The organism is Aureimonas sp. D3 (assembly GCF_001463805.1).
Lineage (GTDB): Bacteria > Pseudomonadota > Alphaproteobacteria > Rhizobiales > Rhizobiaceae > Aureimonas > Aureimonas ureilytica_A.
On record NZ_BBWM01000064.1, the window covers coordinates 66,817 to 93,148 of the forward strand.

General features: G+C 61.4%; 22 protein-coding genes and 2 pseudogenes. 8 read left to right on the forward strand and 16 right to left on the reverse strand.

The features are described 5' to 3' along the window. The first annotated feature begins 569 nt into the window (after positions 1–569). Complete coding sequence (locus tag AUL36_RS19895; RefSeq protein ID WP_058634460.1) at positions 570–836, forward strand: hypothetical protein; 267 nt, start codon at positions 570–572, stop codon at positions 834–836. 71 nt (positions 837–907) lie between these two features. Here the strand turns inward: AUL36_RS19895 and AUL36_RS19900 are convergent, their stop codons facing one another. The 5 genes from AUL36_RS19900 to AUL36_RS19915 all read right to left on the reverse strand — a co-directional run bounded on the left by AUL36_RS19900 (position 908) and on the right by AUL36_RS19915 (position 6,023). Then, on the reverse strand, positions 908–1,690 hold the full coding sequence (locus tag AUL36_RS19900) for a GGDEF domain-containing protein (RefSeq protein ID WP_062223566.1): 783 nt from the start codon (positions 1,688–1,690) through the stop codon (positions 908–910). A gap of 309 nt (positions 1,691–1,999) precedes the next feature. Further along, positions 2,000–2,143: a DUF1127 domain-containing protein gene (locus AUL36_RS23440; protein ID WP_082655961.1), complete on the reverse strand. Its 144-nt coding sequence runs from the start codon at positions 2,141–2,143 to the stop codon at positions 2,000–2,002. Between the two features lie 461 nt (positions 2,144–2,604). Then, positions 2,605–3,966: an acetyl-CoA carboxylase biotin carboxylase subunit gene (accC, locus tag AUL36_RS19905; RefSeq protein WP_062223618.1), complete on the reverse strand. Its 1,362-nt coding sequence runs from the start codon at positions 3,964–3,966 to the stop codon at positions 2,605–2,607. Positions 3,967–3,994: 28 nt separating this feature from the next. Next, on the reverse strand, positions 3,995–4,501 hold the full coding sequence (gene accB, locus AUL36_RS19910) for an acetyl-CoA carboxylase biotin carboxyl carrier protein (RefSeq protein ID WP_062223568.1): 507 nt from the start codon (positions 4,499–4,501) through the stop codon (positions 3,995–3,997). Beyond that, the gene (locus tag AUL36_RS19915) at positions 4,491–6,023 is read right to left on the reverse strand and encodes a pyruvate carboxylase subunit B (protein ID WP_202814771.1); all 1,533 of its coding nucleotides are present in this window, start codon (positions 6,021–6,023) and stop codon (positions 4,491–4,493) included. Before AUL36_RS19915 ends, accB begins: the two co-directional genes overlap by 11 nt. A gap of 554 nt (positions 6,024–6,577) precedes the next feature. Here AUL36_RS19915 and AUL36_RS19920 point away from each other — a divergent pair. Then, the gene (locus AUL36_RS19920; RefSeq protein ID WP_062223573.1) at positions 6,578–6,991 is read left to right on the forward strand and encodes a transposase; all 414 of its coding nucleotides are present in this window, start codon (positions 6,578–6,580) and stop codon (positions 6,989–6,991) included. Between the two features lie 183 nt (positions 6,992–7,174). Here the strand turns inward: AUL36_RS19920 and AUL36_RS19925 are convergent, their stop codons facing one another. Then, positions 7,175–8,020, reverse strand: a complete 846-nt coding sequence (locus tag AUL36_RS19925) for an IclR family transcriptional regulator (RefSeq protein WP_244497181.1) — start codon at positions 8,018–8,020, stop codon at positions 7,175–7,177. Between the two features lie 238 nt (positions 8,021–8,258). Here AUL36_RS19925 and AUL36_RS19930 point away from each other — a divergent pair, with 238 nt between their 5' ends. After that, positions 8,259–9,065 carry an SDR family NAD(P)-dependent oxidoreductase gene (locus AUL36_RS19930; protein ID WP_082640127.1) on the forward strand — a complete coding sequence of 269 codons (807 nt, stop codon included), beginning with the start codon at positions 8,259–8,261 and terminating at the stop codon, positions 9,063–9,065. Between the two features lie 274 nt (positions 9,066–9,339). Here AUL36_RS19930 and AUL36_RS24715 read toward each other — a convergent pair. Beyond that, positions 9,340–9,699: pseudogene (locus AUL36_RS24715) on the reverse strand (IS701 family transposase); the annotation flags it as partial. A 49-nt stretch (positions 9,700–9,748) separates the two neighbouring features. Between AUL36_RS24715 and AUL36_RS24720 the strand changes: the two are divergent. Beyond that, positions 9,749–10,281 (forward strand): annotated as a pseudogene (locus AUL36_RS24720) (integrase core domain-containing protein); the annotation flags it as partial. A gap of 459 nt (positions 10,282–10,740) precedes the next feature. Here AUL36_RS24720 and AUL36_RS19945 read toward each other — a convergent pair. From AUL36_RS19945 to AUL36_RS19985, 9 genes are all read right to left on the reverse strand, one after another. Beyond that, positions 10,741–10,920, reverse strand: a complete 180-nt coding sequence (locus tag AUL36_RS19945) for a hypothetical protein (protein WP_062223579.1) — start codon at positions 10,918–10,920, stop codon at positions 10,741–10,743. 231 nt (positions 10,921–11,151) lie between these two features. Continuing rightward, positions 11,152–12,072, reverse strand: coding sequence for an alpha/beta hydrolase (locus tag AUL36_RS19950; RefSeq protein ID WP_062223580.1), 921 nt, complete (start codon positions 12,070–12,072; stop codon positions 11,152–11,154). 156 nt (positions 12,073–12,228) lie between these two features. Further along, positions 12,229–13,179 carry a 3-keto-5-aminohexanoate cleavage protein gene (locus AUL36_RS19955; RefSeq protein ID WP_062223582.1) on the reverse strand — a complete coding sequence of 317 codons (951 nt, stop codon included), beginning with the start codon at positions 13,177–13,179 and terminating at the stop codon, positions 12,229–12,231. Positions 13,180–13,304: 125 nt separating this feature from the next. After that, positions 13,305–14,264 (reverse strand): ABC transporter permease, encoded by a 960-nt coding sequence (locus AUL36_RS19960; protein ID WP_192843875.1) that lies wholly within the window; start codon positions 14,262–14,264, stop codon positions 13,305–13,307. Next, positions 14,251–15,783, reverse strand: coding sequence for a sugar ABC transporter ATP-binding protein (locus AUL36_RS19965; RefSeq protein ID WP_062223583.1), 1,533 nt, complete (start codon positions 15,781–15,783; stop codon positions 14,251–14,253). The genes AUL36_RS19960 and AUL36_RS19965 overlap by 14 nt, the downstream gene beginning before the upstream one ends. 62 nt (positions 15,784–15,845) lie before the next feature. Further along, complete coding sequence (locus AUL36_RS19970) at positions 15,846–17,021, reverse strand: substrate-binding domain-containing protein (RefSeq protein WP_062223585.1); 1,176 nt, start codon at positions 17,019–17,021, stop codon at positions 15,846–15,848. Between the two features lie 563 nt (positions 17,022–17,584). Beyond that, a complete protein-coding gene (locus AUL36_RS19975) occupies positions 17,585–18,577 on the reverse strand; it encodes an ABC transporter permease (protein ID WP_082655964.1) in 993 nt (330 codons plus the stop codon). A gap of 44 nt (positions 18,578–18,621) precedes the next feature. Beyond that, positions 18,622–20,112, reverse strand: a complete 1,491-nt coding sequence (locus tag AUL36_RS19980) for a sugar ABC transporter ATP-binding protein (RefSeq protein ID WP_192843876.1) — start codon at positions 20,110–20,112, stop codon at positions 18,622–18,624. A gap of 65 nt (positions 20,113–20,177) precedes the next feature. Further along, positions 20,178–21,125 (reverse strand): substrate-binding domain-containing protein, encoded by a 948-nt coding sequence (locus tag AUL36_RS19985; RefSeq protein ID WP_062223587.1) that lies wholly within the window; start codon positions 21,123–21,125, stop codon positions 20,178–20,180. Positions 21,126–21,504: 379 nt separating this feature from the next. Here AUL36_RS19985 and AUL36_RS19990 point away from each other — a divergent pair, with 379 nt between their 5' ends. The 4 genes from AUL36_RS19990 (at position 21,505) to AUL36_RS20005 (ending at position 26,266) form a co-directional block, all read left to right on the forward strand. Next, complete coding sequence (locus tag AUL36_RS19990) at positions 21,505–22,539, forward strand: alcohol dehydrogenase catalytic domain-containing protein (RefSeq protein ID WP_062223589.1); 1,035 nt, start codon at positions 21,505–21,507, stop codon at positions 22,537–22,539. An 8-nt stretch (positions 22,540–22,547) separates the two neighbouring features. After that, positions 22,548–24,137, forward strand: coding sequence for a glycerol-3-phosphate dehydrogenase/oxidase (locus AUL36_RS19995; protein WP_062223591.1), 1,590 nt, complete (start codon positions 22,548–22,550; stop codon positions 24,135–24,137). Between the two features lie 54 nt (positions 24,138–24,191). Beyond that, entirely contained in the window at positions 24,192–25,172 is a 981-nt protein-coding gene (locus AUL36_RS20000) for a carbohydrate kinase family protein (RefSeq protein ID WP_062223593.1), read from the forward strand. A 155-nt stretch (positions 25,173–25,327) separates the two neighbouring features. Beyond that, positions 25,328–26,266 (forward strand): sugar-binding transcriptional regulator, encoded by a 939-nt coding sequence (locus AUL36_RS20005; protein WP_062223595.1) that lies wholly within the window; start codon positions 25,328–25,330, stop codon positions 26,264–26,266. The last annotated feature ends 66 nt before the right edge of the window (positions 26,267–26,332 follow it).

Here is a 26,332-nt window from a genome sequence, read left to right on the forward strand (position 1 = left end):
CCTCACATGGGACGCGTATCGGCGTCCCGAGTCCGTTCCGATGTGAAGCCTGATGGCAAACGGAGCCTCGCCATAGCGAGGCCCATTCCGCATCTTTCAGGCTTCTGGCGCTGGCGGCGATCTTTGAGGGCATCTCTCACGGCAACGCGCCTTGGACCGGCTGCGTAACGCTTCAGATTTGGCGCGGCCGCACTCCTCGCTCGGCTGCGCTACCCCGGCCGCATTCGCTGCCTGACTTGAACAGCAACAGGCGGGTCTAATCCCGCCCGTTGCTTCAATTGCGCTCATGCGCGACAACACCAGTCGGTCTTTGGTTGCCGCAGGATGAAAGACTGGAGTCACGTCAGGATCAACGTGCCGACCGCAACGCGAGCGTCACTGCTACAAGTGCGGATAGCCTCATCGATCGCCTCGTCCAGATCGTCCCTCAACGAAAGGACCGTGATCCTTTCCGCAATTCTCGACATGGCCCCGCCTCATGAATCAATACGCTGATCATGACGCCGAACGGCCTTGCTGGAAAGACTATGTTCCTATTTTGTTCATAAGGTTAGGAACGGGGTCCGCGTATGGTGCAGGCGATACGGAGTTTCGAGGAAGGGCTGCGCAAGGGCTTGGGCCTCGTCATACGCTGCGATCCGTGCAACGCGCGGACCATCTATCGCTGCATCGACTTCCAAGGGTTCATCGCGCCGGGCGCCGACATCGAGGCGTTGAACTGGCGGTGCTCAGGTTGCCGGACTCGGGCCGCCTACGTCCGCTACACGCTTCTAGGCGATTGGGAGCGCGAGAGTTTGGCGCAGTGGAAGGCACCGGGGTGGATGCGGCCGCGCTGAGAGGGGCGGAGCCATGCAAATCAGCCTTCCAGGATCGGCACGCTATCGCCACATCGCCCGACCTCGACGGGTCACGATTGGCTCTGAAGCGGCAACAGGACGACCTTGGGTCGCTTTCCCAAATCGGCGCTCACTGAAACGTTGCGGCCATCATGTTTGGCTTCATACAGCGCCCGATCCGCCCGAGCGTAGGACGCCATGACTTCCCCTTCGCCGATCCTTGCAAGGCCGATGCTCGCGGTCACCGAAAGATTGGTTGGCAATTGGGGTCCGCCGACCCGTGAAACCCGTCCACGCAAGCGATCCGATATGTGAAGCGCCTCAATCGGCGTCACACCATTGAGCGCGATAGCAAACTCCTCACCGCCGACGCGTCCCACAAAATGCGGGGCCTTGAGTGCTTCGCTGAGGGAGCGACCGACCTCTGCGATCACGAAATCGCCAACGAGGTGACCGTAGGTATCGTTGATCCGTTTGAAATGATCGATATCCACGATGCCGAGCGTCATGTCGGCACCCGACGCTTGAGCTTGATCCAAAAGAGCGAAAAAGCCCCGACGGTTCAGCAGCCCTGTCTGGATGTCCGTGACAGCCAGCGTTTCGAGACGGTCCTTGAGTTCGAACAAACGAAGGTTCGCGCGTGCCAGGAGGCTCAAGAACAAGAGCGACATTGCTGACGCGAGCAGAGTTGTCTGGACAAACGACGGCCAGATCCGATCGGGCTGCGTATAAAGATTGATCAAGGCATCCGCGCCGTCTGTCGCCGCGACGATCCCCAACGTCGCAAACGCGACCTTGGCTCGCATCTCCCGGCGGCTTCGGATCGCCGTCAGTTCCGTCAAGCTGAATGCCATGATCCGAAATCCCCGTTTGAGGGATCCTAGGCCATGCCTCTTTCTGAACCCTGAATGGCCCTGACATGCTGTGTCTTGGCGGGGAACCCGGCTATGCCGGAACGGGATCGTGCGATCAGGGCTTCGAGGGCATGAAACCGACGGTGCCTGTCCGGAGTAAGTGCGATCTCATATGCGCAGAGACGCGAAAACGCCCCTGCCGGGGGAGGGCCGGCAAGGGCGTTGGAGAGAAGCCGAGAGGTGGGAGGAACCGTTCGGCCAGTCCGCTTCAGGTGGTGGAGGACCAGCTGAAGCGAAAGGGGGAAACTCTTAGCGGACCGCCTGACGGGCGATGGCCGGGATATCGCCGCGTGCGATGCCGAGATCGGCGAGTTCGCGCTGCGAGAGACGGTTCAGCTCGGCGGCCGTGTTGCGATACTGGCGCCAAGTGCTGAAGGAGCGAGCGAGGGACATGATGTCTTGCCTTTCGTGTCCGGCCTCTCATCGGTGGTGGCCGGCATGTGCGTGTTCTTCCGATGGGCAGAAACTACGCCTCCCGCTGATCGGGCAGTAGCGCAAAGCTCGAAGAGGAGGGTTGCAGTTCCTCGCTATCGAGCGCCCGCACGTCCGACATGCGGCTGGCGCATGGATCGGGCCACGTATCCCATCTCGCAAAAGGGGCTTCCTCTCGCCCGGCTATCCGCCGATCTCGGCGCCGCCATGGACTCATGCTGCCATGTCGGCAAAGCCCTTGCCAACGAGCCGGAGCGCATCCGATTCCTCTCCGCAAACCCATACTTGCAACAGGTTCGTGCAGAGACGCGGCGGCAAAAGGACTGGGGCTGAAACCTCAGCGGGCCGTTGATTCACTCGGTCCGCTCGAGGGTTAAGCCCCAGTTCCAACAGAGAGACCTACTCACTTCTTGTGAGTTTCGTCACGCCGGGGAGCCCTCGAGAAGCGAGGCAACGAACGCCGTGTTGAACTGGCCGTCTCTGAAACGGGGATGGTCAAGGACGCGCTTGTGGAACTGCGCTGTCGTCGTGACGCCATCGATAACAAGTTCATCGAGTGCGAGCAGCATCCGGGCGATGGCCTCGTCTCTGTTGTTTCCCCAGCAAATGAGTTTGCCGACCATACTGTCGTAGAACGGCGGGATCATATAATTGGTCTCTATGTGAGTATCCAGTCTGACGCCGAAACCACCAGGCGCACGAAAATTATGAATTGTCCCGGGGCTGGGTGCAAACGCATGGTCGGGATCCTCTGCATTGATCCGACACTCGATGGCGTGACCTCTGAGACGGATGTCCTCCTGACGCAGTGCAAGCGGAATGCCGCTGGCGATTTGCAGCTGAAGTTTTATGAGATCGACACCCGTGACCATCTCGGTGACGGGATGCTCCACCTGGATACGGGTGTTCATCTCGATAAAGTAGTATTGACGCTCTATATTATCGAAGACGAATTCAACAGTTCCTGCATTGCGATAGCCAACCTCATTACAAAGAGCAACGGCAGCCGCGGCCAACCCTTCTCGCAACTCGGGGTTGAGGGCGAACGAAGGCGACTCTTCGATCAGCTTTTGGTTCCGTCTCTGCGCCGTGCAGTCACGCTCGCCTAAATGCAACGTCTGCTCGCCATCCGAGATCACTTGGATCTCGATATGGCGAATGTCGACCAAGTAACGCTCGATATAGACGGAAGGATCGTTGAAGGCGACTTCCGCCTCCGACATGATCTCCGACAGGTCTTTCTTGAGCGTATCGGGCGAACGCACGACGCGCATACCGCGACCGCCCCCGCCTGCGGCCGCCTTGATCAGCAATGGATAACCTACGTCGCTCGCGACCGCCAATGCTTCCTGATAGTCGGAGATAGCACCGATGGAACCGGGCACCGTTGGAACCTTCGCGCGGTGCGCGATCTTTTTGGCTTCAATCTTGTCGCCCATGCTGCGGATGACGTGACTGGCCGGACCAACAAAGCCTACGCCCTCCTTCTCGCACATCTCGACGAAATCGGCGTTCTCGGAGAGAAAGCCGTAACCGGGATGAATGGCATCAATTTTGAAGGCGAGCGCCGCACCCAGAATGGCCTGCGGATTGCGATAGCTCGACTTCGGATGTGCAGTGCCGACGCAGACGGCCTGATCGGCAAGTCGCACCGGCAAGGAGTTCGCATCCGCCTCCGAATGGGCCAACACGCTCCGGATCCCAAGCTCCTTGCAGGCTCGGATGATGCGCAGCGCGATCTCGCCCCGGTTGGCGATCAGCACGGATTTCAAAAGCTGCGGCATTCCGTCTTTCCTCTGCGCCTGGAACCCGTCACGCATCACGCTTGATGACAATGAGCGACTGCCCGAACTCAACCGCCTGCTCGTTTTCGACCAAAATGCGCGTCACAGTTCCTGAAACACCCGCCTCGATATTGGTCATCAGCTTCATGACTTCGACGATGCACACCACGGTATCCGCGTGGACCTTGTCGCCGACTGCCACGAAGTCTTCCGCCCCGGGTTTTGGCTTGGCGTAGAAAACGCCAACCATAGGCGCTTTGACGATGACCTCGTCGTCGGCGAGCGCGTCTTTGACCGCTTGCTTGGCGGCTTGGGGCATCGGATTCGTGTCAGGGGCAGGCTGCGCGACCGGCGCAGGCGCCGAAGGGGGGATAGCGGTTATCTGATGGATGGGGGGTGAGTCCACTCGCTGCTCACGAGACAGAAAGATCTCGACATCGGCGAACTTCAGTGAGAACTGTGAAATATTTTCCGTTACGCTGATCCAGTCGACGATAGCCTTGAGTTCTTTCAGATCAGGCGACTTATCCGGCATTTCCTAACCCCTTCTTCAGGCTGATTGAAAGCTCTGCGGACCGAACGGCGGTCGTTCCCACGCTCATTTTCCCGTAGAGCGATTGGACGAGTTCAAGCAGAGGATATTGCCGCTCGCCTCCGGAAACGTGCGAGGCTACAGTCTTCTTCATCTCATCGACCTGCGACCCCGGGAACATTGCGCGCAGCAAAAGATGATCTATATCCTCGTCTGGATATTGTTTTCTGAGACTTGGCAGCATCGGCTCTATAAGAGATGGCTCCAGCGGAATATCCGAGGCGCCGTTGGCGATGATGCGAGCACGAAGATCAGGCGCGATAGGCGCAAGCAGCTTGCCATAGTAACCAAGCACGTATTTCTTGATCTCGTTTGGAACAATGCCGTAGCGCTCGCCTGAAATGACATTCATCACAGCTTGTGTCCCCACGAACTGGGCGAATGGCGTGATCATGATTGGATAGGCGAGTTCCTCTCGTACACGCCCGACTTCGTGAAGAAGTTCGTCGAAACGATGCGAGAGCCCGGCTGTCGCGAGTTGCGAATGAAAATTCGATAGCATCCCGCCGGGTAGTTGATGCATGTAGTGGAGGCCGTCATAGGCCACCGGCCTTCCAAGGGGCTTCTCCTCGGTCTCGGCAATCTCGGTCAGTCTTTTACCGATAGCATCGATCCGTGCGTCATCCACATGGACCACATAACCGAGCGCACGCAGATCGCGCACAATGGCTTGGGTTGCAGGCTGCCCGTTACCATTGGCGAGAGGCGCAATCGACGTGTGAAGCACATCAGCGCCGAGTTCGACCGCCTCGAGATAGACAAGAGGAGCAAGGCCCGTCAGGCAATGGCTGTGGATCTCAAGCGGTCGGTCACCGATGACGTCCTTGATGGCGGGAACCAAGGTCCGAATACGCTCAGGCGTCAGAAGACCCCCGGCATCCTTCAGCATGATCGCATCGACATCCGTCTTTTCCAGGTACTCCCTTGCCTTTTCAATATAAAGGGCATCGGTGTGGACCGGACTTTCGCAAAAAGCGAGTGCACCGAAGGTTGATGCGCCCAACTTTTTCGCTTGAATTAGACCCGGCGCAATATTGTCGATATCGTTCAGCCCATCGAACGATCCGATGACTCGGAATCCATTAGCGTAGAGTCGGTCCACCCACGCTTCAATGACATCATCGGCCAGAAAGTCGAACGAGGCGATATTCTTCGACCGGATGAGCGCCCGAAATTTGGCATTTGGCGCATGCCGATGAGCCAGGCGAACCCGCTCCCATGGATCCTCCTTGAGATAACGAACCGCGACATCGAACTGAATCGGTGCCATCAGGTCCACCTGATGGAAGTTCGCTGCGTCGAAATCTCCTGTCATGGACAGAATGTGATCGGTTCGCATCCGCGTAGCCCAAAGGCTCTGATGAGCGTCGCGCAGCGTCGTATCAACGATCTTGATCTCACGGCGACTCCCCGCTGGTCGCCCCCCCTTGCTCATGAGCGATGCGATTGTTTCCGAAGTGCGCACGTGCGGCCTTTCTAAGATTTTCGTGTCTTGAGTTGCTAATCGACTACTGAGACGCCGGAATTTGAACGAATAAGCGAGAGTTTTCCGGCCGGTGCATCGGAGAAAAAGCGCCACTTAATATTATATGATACTGCATTTTGTATTGATGGCAGCTACGCCCCGCATTGCGCACGCGGATATGACCGATGAGCAATGTCTTCCAGTAGAGACACCTCCCGTTGCTGTTCCATATATTGAACCTAGATCATTAGGTTGAATGATACGATGGGCCGCTTGATTGTCAAGCTGGTCGGTCGGGCTTTCCGTGGTTTCGCGCATAGCGACGGATGAGGCCAACCTTGGGTAAGAATGATGCCGCCGAGAAGCGCCTGCAGCGGGTAGGGCCGGGGCGGGGGAATTGGGGAGCGCTGGGTCAGAGTAAATTTTTGAAGCGCCAGCGCTCGATGCCGTGTTCGGTGTCTCCCCTTTATTCGGCGTGCTGAGGTCCAAACGCTCCTGAGCACGTGTCTCGTCCTGGTGCCGCCGGTTGATGAGCGCTCCAGGGTGTCGGGCCGGTGCTGTCGCCGGCCTTTGTCGTCATAACCGACGATCCCGGCTGGTTCTCGAACTGGAAGGCCGTCGGGTCCGCTCTGGGGCTGGTGCCCCGGCTCAACCCATCCGGGGAAATGGAGCGGATCGAGCGCATCTCGCGCTACGGCGACGCGATGATGCGCGGCCTGTTGTCCGAGGCGGCCCCGATGCTGCTCACCCCTGGCTGCGGATGGTCAGGGCTGAGGGCCTGGGCGGCGAACCTGCCCCAAGCGGCACGGGACGAAACCAGCCATCGTCGCACTATCGCGGCGCTTGGCCGTCATCCTTCACCGCTTCTGGAAAATGGGAGCGAGTTCCAATGGGCGCAGGCAACGGCAGGAACTGCGCTTGGCGAGAACAAGCGCCTTCAGGAACAGGCCGATCATCCCCAACGCTGAACAGGCAAGCGCCACAGATGGAGCTACCTCGCTCATTCCGATCCCATCAGGGGAGAGCCCACCCGGTTCGATCCGAAGAGAAGCGCGACAGCCAAGGGATCACACATCAGCCAAGGCGAGGCGTCAGCTCAGGGGCGCTCGACCTCGACACACCGAATAGAGAAGAGCCCGAGAGGGAGCGTTTTACGCCGCTGGCCTATCTGGACCTGCAGCAACACCCATGCGTTGTGACAATCTGCCGGCGATCGAGATCATTCGGGCGCCGAGTTCTTCAATGATGTCCTGTGTCGAATCGCTGCGAAGCAGACTGGTCGCTATGCCTGCAATCACCTTGCCAGAATGATCGCGGATAACAGAGCCGATACAGATGATTCCGGCACGCACCTCGCCATCATCAATAGAATAGCCGCGTTGGCGTATGATCTGCAATTCTTTCCTGAGTTCATCAAGCGAGGAAACGCTTTGCGTCGTCATGGGGGCTGGAAAACGACCATCCAGCATCTCAACCAGGTCTGCGTCGGGCAGCTGTGAGAGAAGCATCTTGCCCGTTGCCGTAAAGGGAGCAGGCAGACGCATGCCGATCCTGAATGTCAAACCCAAGGGTTGATTGGAGTTTCGACATCCGATGTAGACGACGTGATCGCCATCCAGAACCGCCAGCGTAATCGTATACTGCGAAAGGGCTGTATCCACGGCAAAGAATTCTTGAAATGCCGATACAACATCGACCTCTGCCAGAAAACCGTGTGCCCAGCGCATCAGGTGAGGGCCAAGCTTAAATGAGCCATTTGAACTTTTCACGAGGACGTTGAGTTCAACCATGACTTTCAAAAGTCCATGCACGGTACTTTTGGGTAAGGAAAGACCTCGGGTTATCTCCGCAGCGTTCAGTGATCCGTCGGAGCCGGCTACGAGGTCAAGAATCTGGAACGCTCGGCGCAGTGCGGGAACATTTTCCTCCGTGCGACCCTCGATCTGGCTTGTGGGAGCCTCTCTTGACATCGTCATTTTCTCCTCAGTATAGTTCACCTGGTCGATCATAGTTCAATATGGTGAACCAAGCAAGCTAGAGGTTGGAATGTGAAGCGGTCGCCCGATCGATTGATCATATGCTCGCCGAATACTGTCAGCCCCAAAATTAGCCTCGGAGCTTGTGCTGTCAAACAGCTGTTGTCGTTTCATCCAAGCGAGCGCAAGTCGTTTCGGCAAGATCGGGTGCGTCCAGCAAACGAAGCTGATCCAATCGAAAAAGAAATAGGGGAGGAGAATGAATATTTCTGACGATGTAGTAGTCGTAACGGGTGGCGCGAGCGGCATTGGCGAGGCGTGTGCATCCGTTCTTGCGCAGTCCGGAGCGAAGGTAGCGATCCTGGATCGCAATCTTGATCTGTCGGAAGCCGTCGCGAAGAAATTGGGCGGCCGTGCCTTCGAAGTCGATGTGACCGACGAGAAAAGCGTTATCGCTGCCATCGAAGCGGTGGAACGTGAGTTCGGACCGATTGCAGGTGGTGTTACCTCGGCCGGTATTGTTCAGCCGCCCTTTCCTGCCGCAACGTTACCCCTGGACATCTATGATCGCGTCCATGCCATCAATACACGGGGCACATTCCTGTGCTTGAGAGAGATGGGGCGTCATATGCTGAAGCGCGCCTCTGGTAGCCTTGTAGCGATCAGCTCGATTACTGCAAGATGTTCCACACCTCTGTATTCCTACGGTCCCGGTAAAGCCGCGATATCAAACCTTGTTGCTGGCCTAGCGGTCGAATGGGGCAGAGGCGGATTGCGTGTCAATTCCGTGGAGCCCGGGTACACCCGCACCCCCGCGCTGCAAGCGCAGATCGACAGCGGAATGCGCGATGAGACGCGCATGACTGCCAACACGGCGATGGGCCGAATGGTGGAAACGACCGAGGTCGCAAACGTCGTGGCCTTTCTAATCTCGAGTGCATCGTCAGCTGTCACTGGTGTTTCCATTCCCGTCGATGTGGGCTTTGCATTAGCGGGAAGCTGGGCTCCTTATGGGGGTGTTCCAGGCGCGGATAATAGGGTCTTCGGCAAGATGTCTGGCGCGTAGGCCGACACCCCTTTTAAGCCCCTGCCGCAGAAGTCTGATGGGACGATGCTCCCGCAGGACGGTTGGAACTACAGTTGCGTTTCATGTTTGATATGAGATGCACGCGCGACGACTTGGTGTTCCTCCCCAGAGCGACCCTCGCGGCGGCGTGGCCGACGTTGATACGTCGCCTCGCCAGGCGACAGGCGACGCGGCGGATTTCCTGGACGGACCAGCGGATCATCGAGGAGTTCAAGGCTTTGGCTTTGAGCTCCTTTTTAACCGCTATCACACCATCGGCCTTGTGACGGATCGCACTCATTAGGGCGAAGGCCAGCATGACGAGCGAGACGTGGCGGTGCCAGCCGTGCCAGGGACGCGTTTCATTGTGGTCGAGGCCGAGTTCGGTCTTGACCGTCTCGCAGCTGTTCACGATCGCCCATCGCTAGCCCTCGCTCTTGCCCAGGGTCTCGATCGGCGGGCCGGCGGGGCACCAGATGGTGAAAAAGACCAGTTCCCCGTCAGCGAGGTGGCGACGGATCAGAAATCCGCGCATTCAAAGACCGGACAGGCGCTCGTCGTACCCGGCATCCTCGAGGTCGACCGGTTCCAGATACGTCCAGTCGTGCAGCCGCTCGCCCTTCGTATCAGCGCCATGCGGCTGCGCAAGGTGGTCTCCAAGCTGACGCTCGAGAAGCTGATTGGCACGCACCCACAACGGGCGCACGTTCTGCATGCCGGGCGACAAACGCTGCGCGTTTCTCGCCGATGTCATCGACGAGTTCACCCGGAAATGCCTGTGTTTCCGGATCGACCGGGAGCGTAAGTCTACCGACGTCCTCAATGTCCTATCCGGTTTATTCATCCTAAGCGGCGTGCCAGGACACATCCGCTCCGGCAATGGCACGGAGTTCATCGCCAAGGCGGCGCCGACTGGATCGCCCCAGTCGGTGCGCGAACCGCCTTCATCGGACAGGGCTCGCCTTAGGAAAACGGGTGCTGCGAGAGCTTCAACTCACGGCTCAGGGACGATTTCCTGAATGGCGAGATTTTCTACAGCCGCGCCAAAGCTCACATCATCATCGAAAGCTGGCAGGGTCACGACAACACCAAGCGCCCCCACTCGAGCTTAGGCTACCACCCACCCGCTCCAGCCGCCGTGCCGTGGCCGGCTGCGCTACCCCAGCCCGCTTCGCCGGCAACCTCAACCATGGTCGCCATACCCACCATGCATTAGATTCAAATCCGGCCACTAATGAGGGTGGGCCAGAGTCTTAATCCTAAATGGCGGAGAGGGAGGGATACTCCGCCAATAAGACCAAAACCCTATTCTTCCGGCACTCCGAAGATTGGGGACGCCAGACTGTCGATACACGGTTATATACACCAGACGATACGCAGAGCCCAACGGGTTTTTCGCCACGCCATCAAAAGATCAGAAATCATTTCTCAGGGTGCCGTCGCCGGAAGCTGGACATGAGTCACTGGGGGCGGTGTTCGGTGAAGCCATGAACCCACGGTTGGAAGCCGGCAAGCAGCGTCAGCTTGAACCATGGGGGGCTGACAATTGTGGACGATAGGTGGTCCGCGGGTGTTGATCCAACATATCCCACGATGAAGACCTTGGCGCGGTAAGCTGAAGCCTCAATCGTTTATGAATTGTCAGTATCACGGCGACGATCCGGTTGTGATGATCTCAGATCTCCGTTTTGATCGTTGAAACCGCTATCAACTTAATCTGACCGCTGGTCTTCCCTGCATCCTCGGAAACAATTTTTTTCGCAGATAGTTCAGCGAAATTGTCTGCCTTGATGGCGAGCTGATTGTTGGCGTGGCGTTTGGTCGGCCCGAGAGCAAGGACGGCAACTTGGAACATGCCCTAACGGAATCGGTGCGGCAAGTATGGCTCGCCGTTCCCGGTGACCCGCACGAACCGAAGCTCTAACATCGCTTTCTGCGATGGGTGACGTGCCTCCAGAAATCCTCCAGCCGAGCGGTCCAGAAAACAGGCGGCACATCATGTCAGCTCAAAAGCCTACCTCGGGCGGGGCCACTTTACAGGTGGTAGGTCAGACGCTTTGCTCCCAGGAAACAGCGCCATGAGGTCTCAGGTCACGCTACGGTCGAGCATGAACTCCTTCAACATCCGAGCCAGTCTCTCCTCGGCCTCCCAGGCGAGGCTGTGTCCACATTCCTCGAAGATCTCCGACCGCTCCACGCCCTCCGAGACCTTCATCATCTGATCGCGGACGAGGGGGCCGAAAAACTCAGGCGCGCCGACGGTCATGATCGGCAGCGTGAGCTTGGTCTGTTTCAGTTCGCGGTTGATGCGCCCGTTCTTGAGACCGGCGCGGTACGTTTCCAGGCAGCCGCGCAGACCACCGGGTGCCGACAGGCGTGCGATCCATTCCGAGATCGCTTCGTCGGTGATGGCGGTTGGGTTCCAGGTTTCCGCCTTGATCCAGAATTCCCAGAATTCGCGCTCGCGGCCTTGAATGAGCATTTCAGGCAGGTGCGGAATCCAGAAGAAGGGAATATGCCAGACCCACACGCCCTGCTGGCGGTACTGGGCGGAGATGTTATCGGGCGTAAAGTTCGACCACTCTTCCAGGCCCTCGCCCGACAGGAGCATCTCGCAGAAGGAAAGGGTCTGGACGCGGTCGCGCTGGGTGGCGGCGAGCACGTAGGCGAACTCCGCGCCCCGGTCCTCGCCGTGCAGGTGAAAGGTCTCGTGGCCGAGATGTGTCATAAGTTCGGCCATGTCGTCCGCGTTGGTCCGGGAGTCGTAGCCCTCCTCGACCGGCGGCTTGTCGGTGTAGCCGAAGCCGCGAAGGTCCGGCGCGACGACGGTAAAGTGCTCGGTCAGAAGCGGAATGAGCTTGGCCCAATAGTAGTGCGTCTTCGGCGTGCCGTGCATGAGCAGCAGGGCGGGGCCCTGGCCGGCCGTCACGTAATGCATGCGGATGCCGTTCACGCGGGCGCGCCCGTGCTTCACCGGATTGCCGAGATGGTCGTAGATCTTGCTCATGGATGCCGAAACCCGTTGAACACCGAGGTCTGACTGACGCTGCGTTGGCGAGGACTGAACTGGGCGAGGCGGGACAGTGGTCCGCCTCGCCCAGGTGGGGATACGAAGGGATCGGGACGCCGCTCCCCTTGGAGGCGAGGAGCGGCGTCTCCGGCCTCAGGCGATGCCGTAGATTTTCTTGGCCTCGGCCTGGGTGGCGAGGGGGCGTCCGACCTCGCGGGCGATCTCCTGCACTTCCTGCAGGAGTTCGAGGTTGGTCGGGTTGCGCGCCGGATCGTAGAAGAGTTCGAGGCCCGTCTTGACGTGGCCGCCGAGCTCGATGGTGCGCTTGATGACCTCGCGTGTATCGCGGTCGCCTTCGCCCCAGATCGAGATGCACCAGTTGAGCTTGTGCTTCGACAGGCTCTCCATCATGTCGAGATAGTAGTAGAGGCTCTCCAGCGTCGGCATCATGCCGGACGTGCCGATCGGTTTGGTCGAGGTCAGCGCGTATTCGCCGATCAGGTAGAAGTCGATAAAGGAGCCGGGTGTGTACATGCCCTGGTTGATGTAGTGGAGCGCGAGCTTCATCTGGCCAGGCTCGTAGATGCCCCAGATGATGGCCATCTTGCGGGCGAGCGCGAGATCCACCTGGCCGGCGACCTGACGGTAGTTCCAGCCGTACTCGCGGCCGAGGATGTGTCCCTTTTCGTCGGTGTCGAAGGCGAAGAGGTTCACGCCGGTGTCGATGCAGGCGATGTTGACGTTGTGCGTGCGGTTCAGGATCTCGGAATGCTCCAGACCGTGCTCGTTCTCGTTGCAGAGTTCGCGGTTGCAGGTCGTCGGGTACCACGTCATGTCCGGGCGGGCGGCGAGGATGCGGTCCCAGGCGGGTGCGTAGTCATCGACGGCGGCCTGGCCCTTGAGGTTGAAGTTCGTGTTATGCGTGTGGATGGCGCAGGCACCCGCGTCCCAGCAGCGGATCGCGTCTTCGACGACCTCGTCGTAGGTGCGCGGAGTGTTGGGATTCATCTCCTTGGTGCGCTCGCCGTTGAGATGAGACTCGACGATGAGGGGCGTGTCCCAGCCGGGCTTGCGGGTGGCGAACTTGTCAAGGGAGAGGGCCATCGTGTCTGTTTCCTTCCTGCTGAAGTGTTCTTGTGGTGTCGGTTGGGCGGGCGGACGAGGGGAGAGCGGGGTCGGCCTCATGCCCTCGGAGGGCAGGCGTCCGGCAGGGGCGCCTGCCCGGCCTTCTACTGCGCGGGCTTGCGGGCGAAGGCGACGGCGAGGATGATGATGGCGCCGGCGACCATCATCTGTTCGCTGACATCAAGGCCCATGATGATGAGGCCGTTGTTGATGGTGCCGATCATCAGAGCGCCGGCGAAGGTGCCGATGATGGAGGCGCGGCCGCCGAAGAGGCTCGTGCCGCCAAGGATGACCGCCGCGATCACGGACAACTCCATGCCATCGCCGAAGTTGAAGCGGGCGGTGCGCATCATGCCGGAGTAGAGAAGGCCGGCAAGGGCGGCCGCGAGCCCCGAGATCAGGAAGGCGTAGAACTTGATGCGAGCCGTCTTGATGCCGGAGTACTCAGCGGCGAGGCGGTTGCCGCCGGTCGCCAGAATCTGCCGTCCGAAGGTCGTGTAGCGCAGAACCACATGGCCGATGATGGCAAAGACGACCGACCAGATCAGGAGCGAGGGGATGCCCGCCAGCTTGCCGAAGCCGAAGAGGTTGGCGAAGGTTCGGTCGGAAATGGCAACTGGGTTGGTGTAGGTGACGCGCATGTCGATGCCGCGGATAAGCTGCATCATGCCGAGCGTGACCAGAAACGAGGGGATGCGCAATCGGGTGACGAGCACGCCGTTGATGCAGCCGACCACGAGGCCGCAGGCGAGGGCGCAGACGACGGCGACTGGCCAAGCGTAGCCCACGTCCATGACCATGGCACCCGTGAGGGCAGAGAGCGCGGTGGTGGAACCGACCGAGAGGTCGAGCTCGCCGCTGGCGATCACGAAGGTCATGGCGAAGGCGACGATGCAGATCATCGCGGTGGTGCGCGCGATGTTGAACATGTTGGTGAGCGTGAGGAAGCCCTCGCCGCCGATCGTCACCGCGAAGAAGGCGATGACGAGCGCGAAGAAGATGAAGACGCTGTAGTCCTGAAGGAAGCCGAGACCCGAGCTGGCGTTGAGCTTAGCGGCTGGCATGGACGTCTTCGGCATGGGCGATGAAATGGCCTTGGACTGCATGGTGAAGCTCCTCCTCGGATTGGACGTCCCGGCGCTGAATGGTTTGAGCGATGCGGCCGTCATGCAGGATCAGCAGGCGGTCGCTGACGGAGAGCAGTTCTTCGAGTTCCGACGAGATGACGAGGATGGCGGCGCCTGCGTCGGCGAGCTCGCGGATCTGCGTGGCGATCTCGCCCTTGGCGCCGATGTCGACGCCGATCGTCGGCTCGTCGAGGATAAGAAGCTTCGGGTTGCGCGCCAGCCACTTCGAAAGGACGATCTTCTGCTGGTTGCCGCCGGACAGGAGGCGGACGACCTTGGTCTGGCTCTCCGTCTTGATGTGGAGGCGATCGATCATCGCCCTCACTACGCCCGCGGCCCCCCTGTCGTTGACGATCGAACCCTTGGAGAAGAGCTCGAGATTGGGCAGCATGATGTTGTCGCGGACTGTATGGTCGAGCACGAGGCCCATGCGGCGGCGGTCCTCGGGGACGAGCGCGACGCCAGCCTCGATCGCCGCGTCCTGGCTTGTGACAGGCCGGCCATCGATCGTAATCTCGCCCGCCGAGGGGGGGCGGCGTCCGAAGATCGCCTCGGCGATCTCGGTGCGCCCGCTCCCCATCAAGCCGGCGAGACCTACGATCTCGCCAGGATGAATCTCGAAGCTGACGTCGCGCACCCGAGGCGGCAGCGACAGGTTGGAGACCTTAAGGAGTGGCGCGCCGGTATGGGTGACTTGCCGGTCGTGCCAGGTAAAGGCGGCCGCCGATGAGGCGCCGAGCATGCTGTCCACGAGTTCGGGGATGGTGAGGCTGGCGCAGGGCTGCGTCATCGTTGCTCGGCCGTCGCGCATCACAGTCACGCGGTCGCACAACTCGAAGATTTCCGCCATGCGATGTGAGATGTAGATGATGGAGATACCGGACGCCTTGAGGCGGCGCACCACCTTGAACAGCGTCACGGTCTCGCCCTCCGACAATGAAGCCGTCGGCTCATCCATGATCAGGATCTTGGCGTTCTGCGACAGGGCTTTGGCGATCTCGACCATCTGCATCATGCCGGCACTGAGGTCCGAGACGAGCGTGCCGGGGTCGATGTCCTCGCCCAACTCCTCGAGCGCCGCCTTGGCCTTGCGAGTGGCCGCCCGGTCGTTGATGAAGAGGGAGCCGATGCGCGGCTCGCGGTTCAGCGAGATGTTCTCCGCGACCGTCAGGGTCGGGATCAGGCTGAACTCCTGGAAGATCATCGCGATGCCGGCGCGCTTGGCGTCGTTGGCATCCGAGATCTCGACGGGCTGGCTGTCGATCCGGATGGTGCCCGACCCGATCTTGTAGACGCCGGTCAGGATTTTCATCAGGGTCGACTTGCCGGCCCCGTTTCCTCCCATGAGCGCATGCACTTCGCCGCGCTCAAGCGTGAAGTCCACATTCTTCAGCACCTGGATGGCGCCGAAGGACTTCTCGATACTGCGCATTTCCAGAATGGCCTGGTTCGCCATAGCTCGCCTCCACAAGCTCGATCCGCAGGGTGGGGAAGGCCCGAGGGCCTCCCCCGATGGCTCTACTGCGTGGCGGCGAGGTCGGCCTTGATCTCGGCCGGCATGTCCGTGCGGTAAATCCGCTTGTAGGACTCCTCGAGATTGGAGCGGGTCACCTTGATCGGTGGGATGACCACGAAGGACGGCACCTTCTCGCCGATCAGGGCGAGCGCGCCGAGGCGGGCTTCCGTGATGCCGTTGACGTAGGGGTTCTGGGCGGAAATGCCGGCGATGTACTCGTTCTGCGCCATGTTGGCGCCGACGATCTGGTCGAAGTTCTCGTTGACGATGCGGAAGTCTTCCGGCGCGAGGCCGGCGACGGTGGCGGCCGCGACCGCGCCCATGGCCGGGATCGACCAGCTTCCGTAGAGGCCCTTCAGGTCGGGATAGCGGGCGAGCACGCCTTGCGTGACCTCCTGGCCTTTGTTCGGGCCGTTGTGGCCGGCGGCGACCGCGAGGCGCACGTTCGGGTGCTTCTCGCGCAGGCGGGCGATGAAGCCCTCGTAGCGCACGTTCGTCACGTAGAAGTCGGGGGCGTAGTAGAGCGCGCCGACGTCGCCTTCGTTGCCGATCGCATCCGACAGCATGTCGGCGATGTTCATGCCGAGCGCATGGTTGTCGGAGGAGACCATAGACACGTAGTCCTTGCCGGGCTCCATGCCGTCGGCGACCTGGTCCATGAAGACAATCTTGGTGCCGGCAGCGGCAAGATCCTGGTAGGCGGTGGCCGTGGTCTGGGCGTTGAGCGGGAAGCTGACGACAAGGTTCGGCTTCAGGACGCTGACGGTGGCCAAATCGGAGATCTGGCGGGCGTCTTCCCAGTTTGCGTTGGTTTCGGCCACGATCTTGATGCCGAGGCGAGCGAACTCCTCCTTCATGCCGATGAGCTGCTGCGAGGCCCAGTCGTCACCGAGCCAGCCGAGCGCGATGGCGACAGTGAAGTTGCCGGCCTTGATCTTCGCAAGCTGCTCGTCGGAGACCTTGATGTCGGAGTAGAGGACACCCTCCTCGCCGCGCGGGCCTTCGCCGACGACGATGTTGGACAGGTCGTCGATCTTGGCCTTGGCGACCAGAGCCGCGGAAGGCTCCTTAAACCAGAGCGGTTGTTTGACGTCCGAGGTGTTGTCGGCGAGCGCGTGGCCGGCCATCGACAGAATGATCGCCGAGGCGATCGTCGGCATGAGCTTGAAAGCCTTCACAGTTACTTCCTCCCGTAAACTGCAAGAAATTCGGTGATGTAGTGGCATGGGCCGGGAGGGCGGACGCATGCCGCCATGCCGTCGGACAGCAGCGCGCTGCCCGATCCGCCATGCTTTTGAAGAGCGACTTCAACTTCGTGGGGCTTATGCCGTCAGGCACCGGCCGATGATTTAAGAGGTGCCGGTATGCTCCGGCTGCTTTGCTTGGTCCGTCGTGCGGTCATCACTCCCATGATCCGACGACGAAACCAGCGTGAGCCTTTTGTACATTTGGACTTTTAGAACGTCAATTGTTCAAAAGTGAAATGATAAGAATTTTTAGCGAGCGCCAATGGAAACAAGAACGCATGAGATTTCGGCGATCCGATGAGCATGTGCACACCATGGCACTGGGATATCGGATCGATTCAGCCTTTCCATCATGGGACGAGCGGTTGGCTCCCGAGCAAATGTGTTTCACGCAGGCGGAAGATGCGTGACTCGGGCGCGAAAACGCCACCCTCCGCCGGCGCGGCGGGTCGGGGGCGCTCGGATGTTCGGGTGTCGATGCGGGAGGGCGCAGCCTAGCGGCGGTGGCGTCGGGCCAGATCGACCAGGATGGCGACGAGAACCACGAGGCCGACGATCACCCGCTGCCAGAAGCCGGAGACGTTGAGAAGCACGGTTCCGTTGGCGAGCATGGCCAGGAGGAGGGCGCCGAGCGCGGTGCCGACGATCGTGCCCTGGCCGCCGCGAAGGCTCGTGCCGCCGATGATGGCCGCTGTGATGGCCTGTAGCATCCAGCCCTCGCCAACCGACGGCTGCCCAGCGTCCATACGGCTGGCATAAAGCATGCCGGCCATGGCCGCGAACATTCCGGCCAGGCCATAGACCAGAAACTCGACGCGGCGGATGCGGATGCCGACCAGCACGGCCGCGTCGCGGTTGCCGCCTATGGCGAAGATGTTGCGACCGAACTTAGTGTTGCGCAGAACCCAGATCAGGATCGCAGCCGAGACAAGGAAGAACCAGACCGGAACCGGTAGGCCGAGAAGCTCCCCTTGGCCGAAGACGCGGAAGCCTGGTCCGAGCGGGCGGATCGGATAGCCCTCGGTGATAACGAGCGTCATGCCGGCGAAGATTTCGCCGGACGCCAGCGTCACGATGAAGGGATTGAGCTTCAGGTAGGCGATGAAGAAGCCGTTGACGAGCCCGAGGCAGAGGCCGAACAGGCAGGCGAGCGGGATCACCAGCCAGGGATGGATGCCGGCCGAGGTGAGGAGGAGCGAGCCGACGATGGCCGAAAGGCCGGCGGCCGCGCCCACCGATAGATCGATGCCCCTGAGAAGCAGGACGAGGGTCTGGCCCAGCGCAACGAGGCCGACGAAGGCGGCCGCGCGCGCCACAACAGTGAGATTGTAGGCCGACAGGAAGTTGGGCGCGGCGATCGACAGGACGATCGCGAAAATGCCCAGCGCGATCAGGATGCCGCTCGCTTCCCAGCCCTTGAAGCGGTACCAGAGGGAGGGGCTGGTGGCGCGGGCCCGTGCGGGAGACCCAAGAGCGGTATGCGTCATGGCTCGGGTGCCTTTCGGTCGGGAATCGGGGCGCGTGTCGCGCGTCAGCTCATGGCGAGGCGCAGAAGGGATTCCTGCGTCATGTCCTCGGTGCGCGGAGTGCCTTTGACACGGCCCTCGTGCATCACAAGGATGCGATCGGAAACGTTCAACACCTCCTCCAGTTCGGAAGAGATGTAGACGATCGAAAGGCCCGCCGAGGTCAGGCTGTCGAGGACGCCCTGGATTTCCGATTTCGCTGCGACGTCAATGCCACGCGTCGGCTCGTCGAGAATCAGGATCTTCGCGTTCTTGGCAAGCCAGCGGCCGAGGATGACCTTCTGCTGGTTGCCGCCCGACAGCGAGGTGATTGGGTCGGACGCCGAGCCGATCTTGATGCGCAGCAGATCGACATAGTCATCCACCGTGCGCGCCATGCCGCGGAAGTCCATCCAGGCCGGGCCGCGGAATCGGTCGAGCGTGGCGATGGTCAGATTCTCGGCGATGGAGAGAAGCGGAAAGATGCCCTCCTGCTTGCGCTCCTCGGGGAGGTAGACGAGCCCGCGGGCGATCGCGTTGGCGGGGTCCGCGATCGGTCGCGCGTCGCCGAAGAGTTCGACCGTTCCGGCCTTGGGTTTCGTCAGGCCGAAGATGCACTTAGCGACCTCGGTGCGGCCCGCGCCGACGAGGCCTGAGACGCCCAGGACCTCGCCTTCGTGCAGTTCGAACGAGACGTCCTCGAACTCGCCGGGCCGGGTGAGGCCTGCAACGCGCAGCACGACGGGGCGCTCCTCCAGGCGGCGCGGCGTGTGGGTGGACAGCGCCACCTCGCGGCCCGCCATCATGGCGACCATCTCATGCTTGGAAGTGTGCCGGGGCTCGAGTTCCCCGACATAGGCGCCGTCACGCAGCACCGAAATGCGGTCGGAGAGGTCGAGAATTTCGTCCAGCCGATGCGAGATGTAGAAGGCCGAGCCGCCGTCGTCGCGGAAGCGTCGGATGAAGGCGTAGAGCTTCTTGGTCTCGCGCGTGGTCAGCGCTGCGGTCGGCTCGTCGAAGATCAGGATGCGCGCCTTGGTCGCCACCGCGCGGGCGATCTGGACGAGCTGTTGCTGCGCCTTGGAAAGCTCGCCAGCCTTTGCGTCGCCGTCGATCGTGTCGTCCACCGCGTGCAGATGGGTCAGCGCCTCGTCGCGCGTTGCCCTCCAATCGATGGCCGGGCCACGCGTGATCTCGGCACCCAGCATGATGTTCTCGGTGACGGACAGGGCGGGGACGAGGTTGATTTCCTGCGGCGCGATGGCGATGCCGGCCCTTTGCGCCTCGCCCGGCGAATGGAAATGCATCTGCGCGCCGCCGATCAGGAGTTGACCCGTGGTCGGACGCAGGCGACCGCAGATGATGCTCATCAGCGTCGACTTTCCCGCGCCGTTCTCGCCGATGATGGCGTGAACCTCGCCGGGACGGATCGAGACGGAAACGTCCTTCAGCGCGTGTACCACGCCAAAGCTCTTCGAAACGTTGCACGCCTCGAAGGCGGTGGCGATGCCATCCATCACAAGCCCTCCATCGGATCGAACGGAAGCGGAGGCCGACAATGCGCCCCCCGACGCATCGCGGATCAGAGCTTGTCCTTGGTGATGAAGCGCGAACCGGTGTTGTGGTCCATCGGGATCGTGTGGTTCTGGTTCATCGCAACCATGTACTTCACGGCCCAATAGCCGATGTCCCACTGCCGTTGCGCCTTGAGGGCGGTAATGACGCCCTCCTTCACGAAATCCACGGCCTCGGGCAGGTCGTCCATGCCGACCACGGCGACCGTGCCGGCCTTGCCAGCGTTCTGGACGGCGCGTGCGATGCCGATCGGGTTGGAGGCGTTGCAGCCGAAGAAGCCCTTGATGTTCGGGTGGGCCTGGAGTGCGTTCTCGGTGAGCGAAACAGCGTTTTCCAGAACGTCGTCGTCGGGCTGCTCGAAGACGATCTTGACGTTCGGATAGGCTTCCAGCGCCTTCTTGAAGCCCTTGATGCGCTCGACGTGGTCGGTCGCCGTGAGCGAGCCGGACAGGATGCCGACCTCGCCCTCGCCGCCAATATGGTCTGCCAGATACTTGCCGAGATCGAAGCCGTCGCCGTAGCTGTCCTTCTGGCCGACGAAGGCGAAGTCGGGCGAGCAGAACGAGTTGAAGGTGATGGTGTTGACGCCCGCCTGCTTCGCTTCGCCCAGAAGCTGGACATTGGTCGCCTGATCAAGGCAGGCGACCGCGAGGCCGTCGGGGTGGCGGCCGATATTGGCCTCGATCCGCTGGTTCTGGTCGGCGACATCGGCCTGTGGCGGCTGGTCCCAGATCATGTTGATCTTGATGCCATCCTTGGCGAACTCGTCCACCGCGAACTGCCCGCCCTGCCGCACCACATCGTACCAGGGATGGATGACCTTCGGAATGAAGACAAAGGTCAGTTCCTTATCGATCGGCTTGATGAGGTCGGCCTGCCCTTCGGCAAGTGCCGGCAGGGTCGTGGCGGCGAGAAACGAGCCGAGAACGAGGGTGGACCGAAATCCCGTGCGCATGTCGTCATTCTCCCGAAAGGGGCGCCTCCCGCCCCGAAAGTGGCGACCTGCGGATCGCCGGGCGCCCCTCACTCCCAGGCTGCGCGCCGACCATAAATTTGCGCAAAACGCTCACGCCGTCAACACTTTTGAATTTCAGATTTTCATATGTTTATGGCAGATGCGGAGGCCTCGTAAGTCAAAGAACCTTATAATTTCCATATCAAGCGCCCGTAGGGGCGTCTATCGCGTAGCACAGAAAGGAGTAATAGACCGAGTTCAAGCCCGATCGCGGCAGAGTCCGTGAATTTTTGATATTTACAAAACACAAATATGCAGACTACATCTCCGGTTACGGTGCCAAGGTGGCCCGGCTTTCCCACATTGCGGATGGACTGCCATGAAAGCTGCTCTTCTGCGCGCTCCTAACGATGTCCTGTTCGGCGATGTCGCCGATCCAGCTCCCGAGCGCGGCGACCTCGTCCTGAAAGTCCGCGCCGCAACGATCTGCGGCACCGACATCCGCATTGTCTCCGGCCGCAAGACCATGGGCGTGCGTTATCCCTCCGTGCTCGGCCACGAGTTCTCCGGCGAGATCGTCGATGCGGGCGGCTCCTCGAAATTCAAGACAGGCGACGCGGTCTGCGTCGATCCCGCCATCGCCTGCGGCCACTGCGCTTATTGCAAGCGAGGGCTTGAGAACACCTGCGAGAACCTCACGGCCATCGGCTACGAGGTGGATGGCGCTTTTGCCGAATACATCCGTATTCCCGGCCGCGCGCTGGAAACGGGCAACGTCTTCGCCATGCCTGATGGCGTCTCGTTCGAGGAGGCCGCGCTCGCCGAGCCGCTCGCCTGCGTCATCAACGGACAGGAGAAGGTTGGCGTGGAGCGCGGTGACGTCGTCGCCATTCTAGGATCCGGGCCAATCGGCCTCCTTCATGTGAAGGTCGCGCGTCTGTCGGGCGCGCGGCGCATCATCGTCTCCGAGCCCAATGCAAGCCGGCGCGCGGCAGCACTGAGAGCGGGCGCCGACGTGGTGGTCGATCCAGTCCATGAGGACTTGCGCGCTATCGTGAAAGCCGAGTCGGGCGGCATCGGCGCCGACGTCGTGATCGTGGCCATCGGCGTACCCTCGCTCGCTAACGACGCTTTGGGCCTTGCCAGGCTGCGCGGTCGCGTGTCGCTCTTCGCCGGTTTCAACAAGGGCGAGATGGCGCCGCTCGACGTCAACGCCATCCACTACAACGAGCTGATCGTCACGGGCTCCTTCGGCCTGACGCGCCTTCAGTTCGAAAAATCATTGAACCTCATTGCCTCCGGCCAGCTCGACACCAAGCCGTTCTTGACGCACCGTTTCGCGCTGGCCGGCATCGGTGAAGCGCTGGAAACCGCCGCGCGTGGCGATGCCATCAAGGTCGCCATCGTATCCTGAGTTCGAACATGAGCACCGTACCATCCCGTCATTTCCCTGTCATCGTCGTCGGTGCCGGCATCAACGGCATCGGCACGTTCCGCGACCTTTGCCTGCAAGGTGTGGACTGCCTGCTGATCGACCGAGGGGACTTTTGCTCGGGCGCCAGCGAGGCTTCCTCGCGCCTCATGCACGGCGGGTTGAAGTATCTGGAGACGGGCGAGTTTCGGCTGGTGCGCCAGTCGGCCGAGGAACGCAACGTTCTCCTGCGCAATGCGCCGCATTTCGTGACGCCGTTGGAGACTGCGCTGCCCGTTCGTTCCTGGTTCGGCGGCATTGTGCCATCGATCAAGCGGTTCCTCGGTCTCAAGGCTAAGCTCAACGATCGCGGAGCGATCATCACCAAGCTCGGCTTGACGATGTACGACGCCTTCGGCCGGCGCTTTCGCACCATGCCGGTGCATCGCTTCATCGGGGCGAAGCGCGCACGTGCCGAGCTCAAGGGGCTCGATCCCGCGATCACCGCCGTCGGCCTGTACTACGAGGCGCGGCTCGACCATGCCGAGCGTCTGGGCCTGGAATTGGTGCTCGATGCGCTTGTCGACAATCCCCGGAGCGAGGCACGCACTTATACCAAGGTCCGCTCGGCGGCCGGTGGTGCGATCGAGATCGAGGATGTCCTGTCCGGCAGGCGGGAGTGGGTGAGCGCGGATGTCGTCATCAACGCGGGCGGCGCTTGGATCGACGGCGTTAATGCCGCGCTGGGCCTCACTACGAGGCATATGGGTGGCACCAAGGGAAGCCATGTCGTGGTGGAGCGAGCCGATCTCCTCGAAGCGCTCGCCGGGCGCATGGTCTACTTCGGCTCGGCCGATGGCCGCGTCAATCTTCTCTACCCGTTCAAGGGGCGGGTGCTGATCGGCTCCACCGACATTCCGGTCCGCCATCCCGACGAGGCGCAGGTGAGCGAGGAGGAAATCGCCTACATGATCGGCGTCGTCTCGGAAGTCTTTCCCGAGATCCGGATCCGGCGCGAGGATGTGGTCTACGCTTTTTGCGGCGTGCGACCTCTGCCCAATGCCGACGTCGACGATCCCGGCGCGATCAGCCGCGACCATTCGATCGCCGAGGAACGGCTGCCGGGCACCGACGTGCCGGTGCTTTCGCTCATCGGCGGAAAATGGACGACCTATCGAGGCTTCTCCGAAGAGGTCGTGGACAAGGTGTTGGCACTCGTCGGCAGACCGCGCCGCGCCTCGACCGCCGAGCTGCCGATCGGTGGCGGCAGGGACTTCCCGACAAATCCAGCAACCCGCGCGACATTGGTGCGGGAACTGGCCCGTCTGGCCGATGAGGGCGAGCCGGTCGGCGAGCGCCTTCTGTGCCGCTACGGCACGCGAGCCCTTGCCATCGCACATGCCATCGGCACCTCAAACAAGGATACGCTGCGCGCCGCGCCCGATCATCATGTTGCTGAGATCGCCTGGATCGCGGCCAACGAATGGGTCCGCACTGCGGACGACATCCTGCGCCGCCGCACGGACCTCGCTTTGTCGGGCCGTGTGACACCCGCGCTCCAGGAGGAAATCGAGGCGATCCGCCTCGCCTGCGCCGCCTGACATGACAGCCAGCCGGATCGGGAAGAGATCCGTCACTTTTGGGAGGAAAGCGCGATGCGCTACGATTATTCTTCGATCGGCTTCTACACGTTTGACTGCCTTGGCCGTCCCGTCGGTTCCATTCCACCCGGCGGCGGGACCCAATTCATCGAGCAGATTGATCTTGCGGTATCGGGAGCGGCTGGCGCGGCGGTGATTGCCGCAGCCAAGCATGGACTGAAGTGCCTCGCTGTCGGCGGTGTCGGCGACGACTTGATGGCCGGTTGGGTGCTCGACCGCATGGCGAGCTTCGGCATCGACATCTCCGCCATGCAGCGTCTGACGGGGGTCGGCACCTCCACCTCGATCGTGCTGACGCGCGCTGACGGCTCGCGTCCCGCGCTCCACATGAAAGGCGCAACCGGCGCTTTCGTCATAACAGAGGATATGTGGGACAAGGTGCTGGACGCGACGGTCGTCCATATCGGCGGCGTTGGACTGATGGACCGCATGGATGGTGAGCTGAGCGCCAAGCTCTTCGCCGAGGCCAAGCGGCGCGGCGCGATTACGACGGTCGATGTCTTTGCCGCCGCTGAAAAGGATCTGGCCAACGTCGTCGGGCTGCTCCCGCATACCGATTACTTCCTGCCGTCGATCGAGGAGGCACGCGTCCTGTCCGGACTTGAGGACATCGAGGACGTCTCGCGCTTCTTCCTCGACAAGGGCGTGACCTGCTGCATCCTGACGCTTGGCGAGAACGGCGCCTATTATCGTCACGCCAACGGCGACCGTTTTTTGATGCCGGCCTTCGACATCGAGATGGTCTGCTCCTGTGGCTGCGGCGACGCCTTCAACGCCGGCATTGCCACGGGCATCGTGCGGGGGATGGACCCGGAGTCCATGGTCCGCTTCGCCCAGGCGACCTCCGCCCAGAACGCGACGGGCCTCGGCAGCCAGGCCGGCGTCACCTCCTTCGAGAACACGCTCGCCTTCACCAAGCGGGCAACCCGTCCGGTGGAGATCGAGATCCATGGCGCCAGCAGGACTGCGGCCTGAGAGGCAGGACGATGGCGCAGACCCTTAGCCATCTGCGGCAAGGAAGGATCTGATCCATGGGATGGCGCGCGCGTGGCTGCGCGTTGGGACTGTTCGCGCAGGGTATCGAAGCGTTAAACCCGAGGGGAAGGTTTTCCTCAGGTGAAAGACTGACCGTGTCCTCCATCGACAACGACGACATCAAGGCGCGTGCCGCCTGGCTCTACTATATGGAAGGCCTGACGCAGGATCAGGTTGCCAAAATACTGGGCATGACTCGCACTCGCGTCCTGCGCATGCTGGCTTCGGCTCGCGAGGACGGGACGGTGCAAATCCGAGTGACTTCGCCGATCGCGCGCTGTGCCAAGCTGGAGCGCGAGGTGCGTGCCCGCTACGCCATGGAGCGCGTCGTCGTGGTGCCCGATCCGCAGGACGAGGGGCGGCTGCCGGCCATGATCGGTGCGGCGCTCGGCCAGATGCTGCCGGATCTCCTCGCCGACGGCCTGACGATCGGGCTCGGCTGGGGCCGCACGCTGTCCTCTTCGCTGCCCTTCCTGGAGCCGACTGGCTACGAGCGCTCGACCACGATCTCGATGCTGGGCGGCTTGACACATGTCAGCCTGTCCAACCCGTCCGAGTTCGCCTGGCGCTTCGCCGATCGGATCGGCGGCGACTGCTATATGCTGGCCTGCCCGGTCTTTGCGCCAGACGGTGCGACACGCAACGCTCTTCTGAATCATCGCGGCATCGCCGAAGTGTTTCGTCGCACCGATCGCATGGATCTGGCGATTCTTTCGGTTGGCGATTTCACCCGGGACTCGACCTTTGTGCATTACGGTCTTTTGGAGCGTGCTGACCTCGATAGCCTCGAACGGGCGGGGGCCGTCGGCGACATTCTCTGCCGCTTCATAGACGAGGAGGGACGGGTTCTCGATCACCCGGTGAACGACCGTGTCCTGGCCGTTGACCCTCGCCGGCTGGTGGACGCGCGTCGCACGGTGCTGGCAAGCGGCGGATGGTCGAAATTCGCCGCCATCCGGGCGGCCATCGCACTCCTATCGCCCGAGATCCTTGTGACGGACGAGCGCACGGCCGAGCGGCTTCTGGACGGCTGAAAAAATCACAGCTTCCCAGGCGTGAACTCTTGTATCTTGGAAAATACAAATGTACTTTCGGCGCAT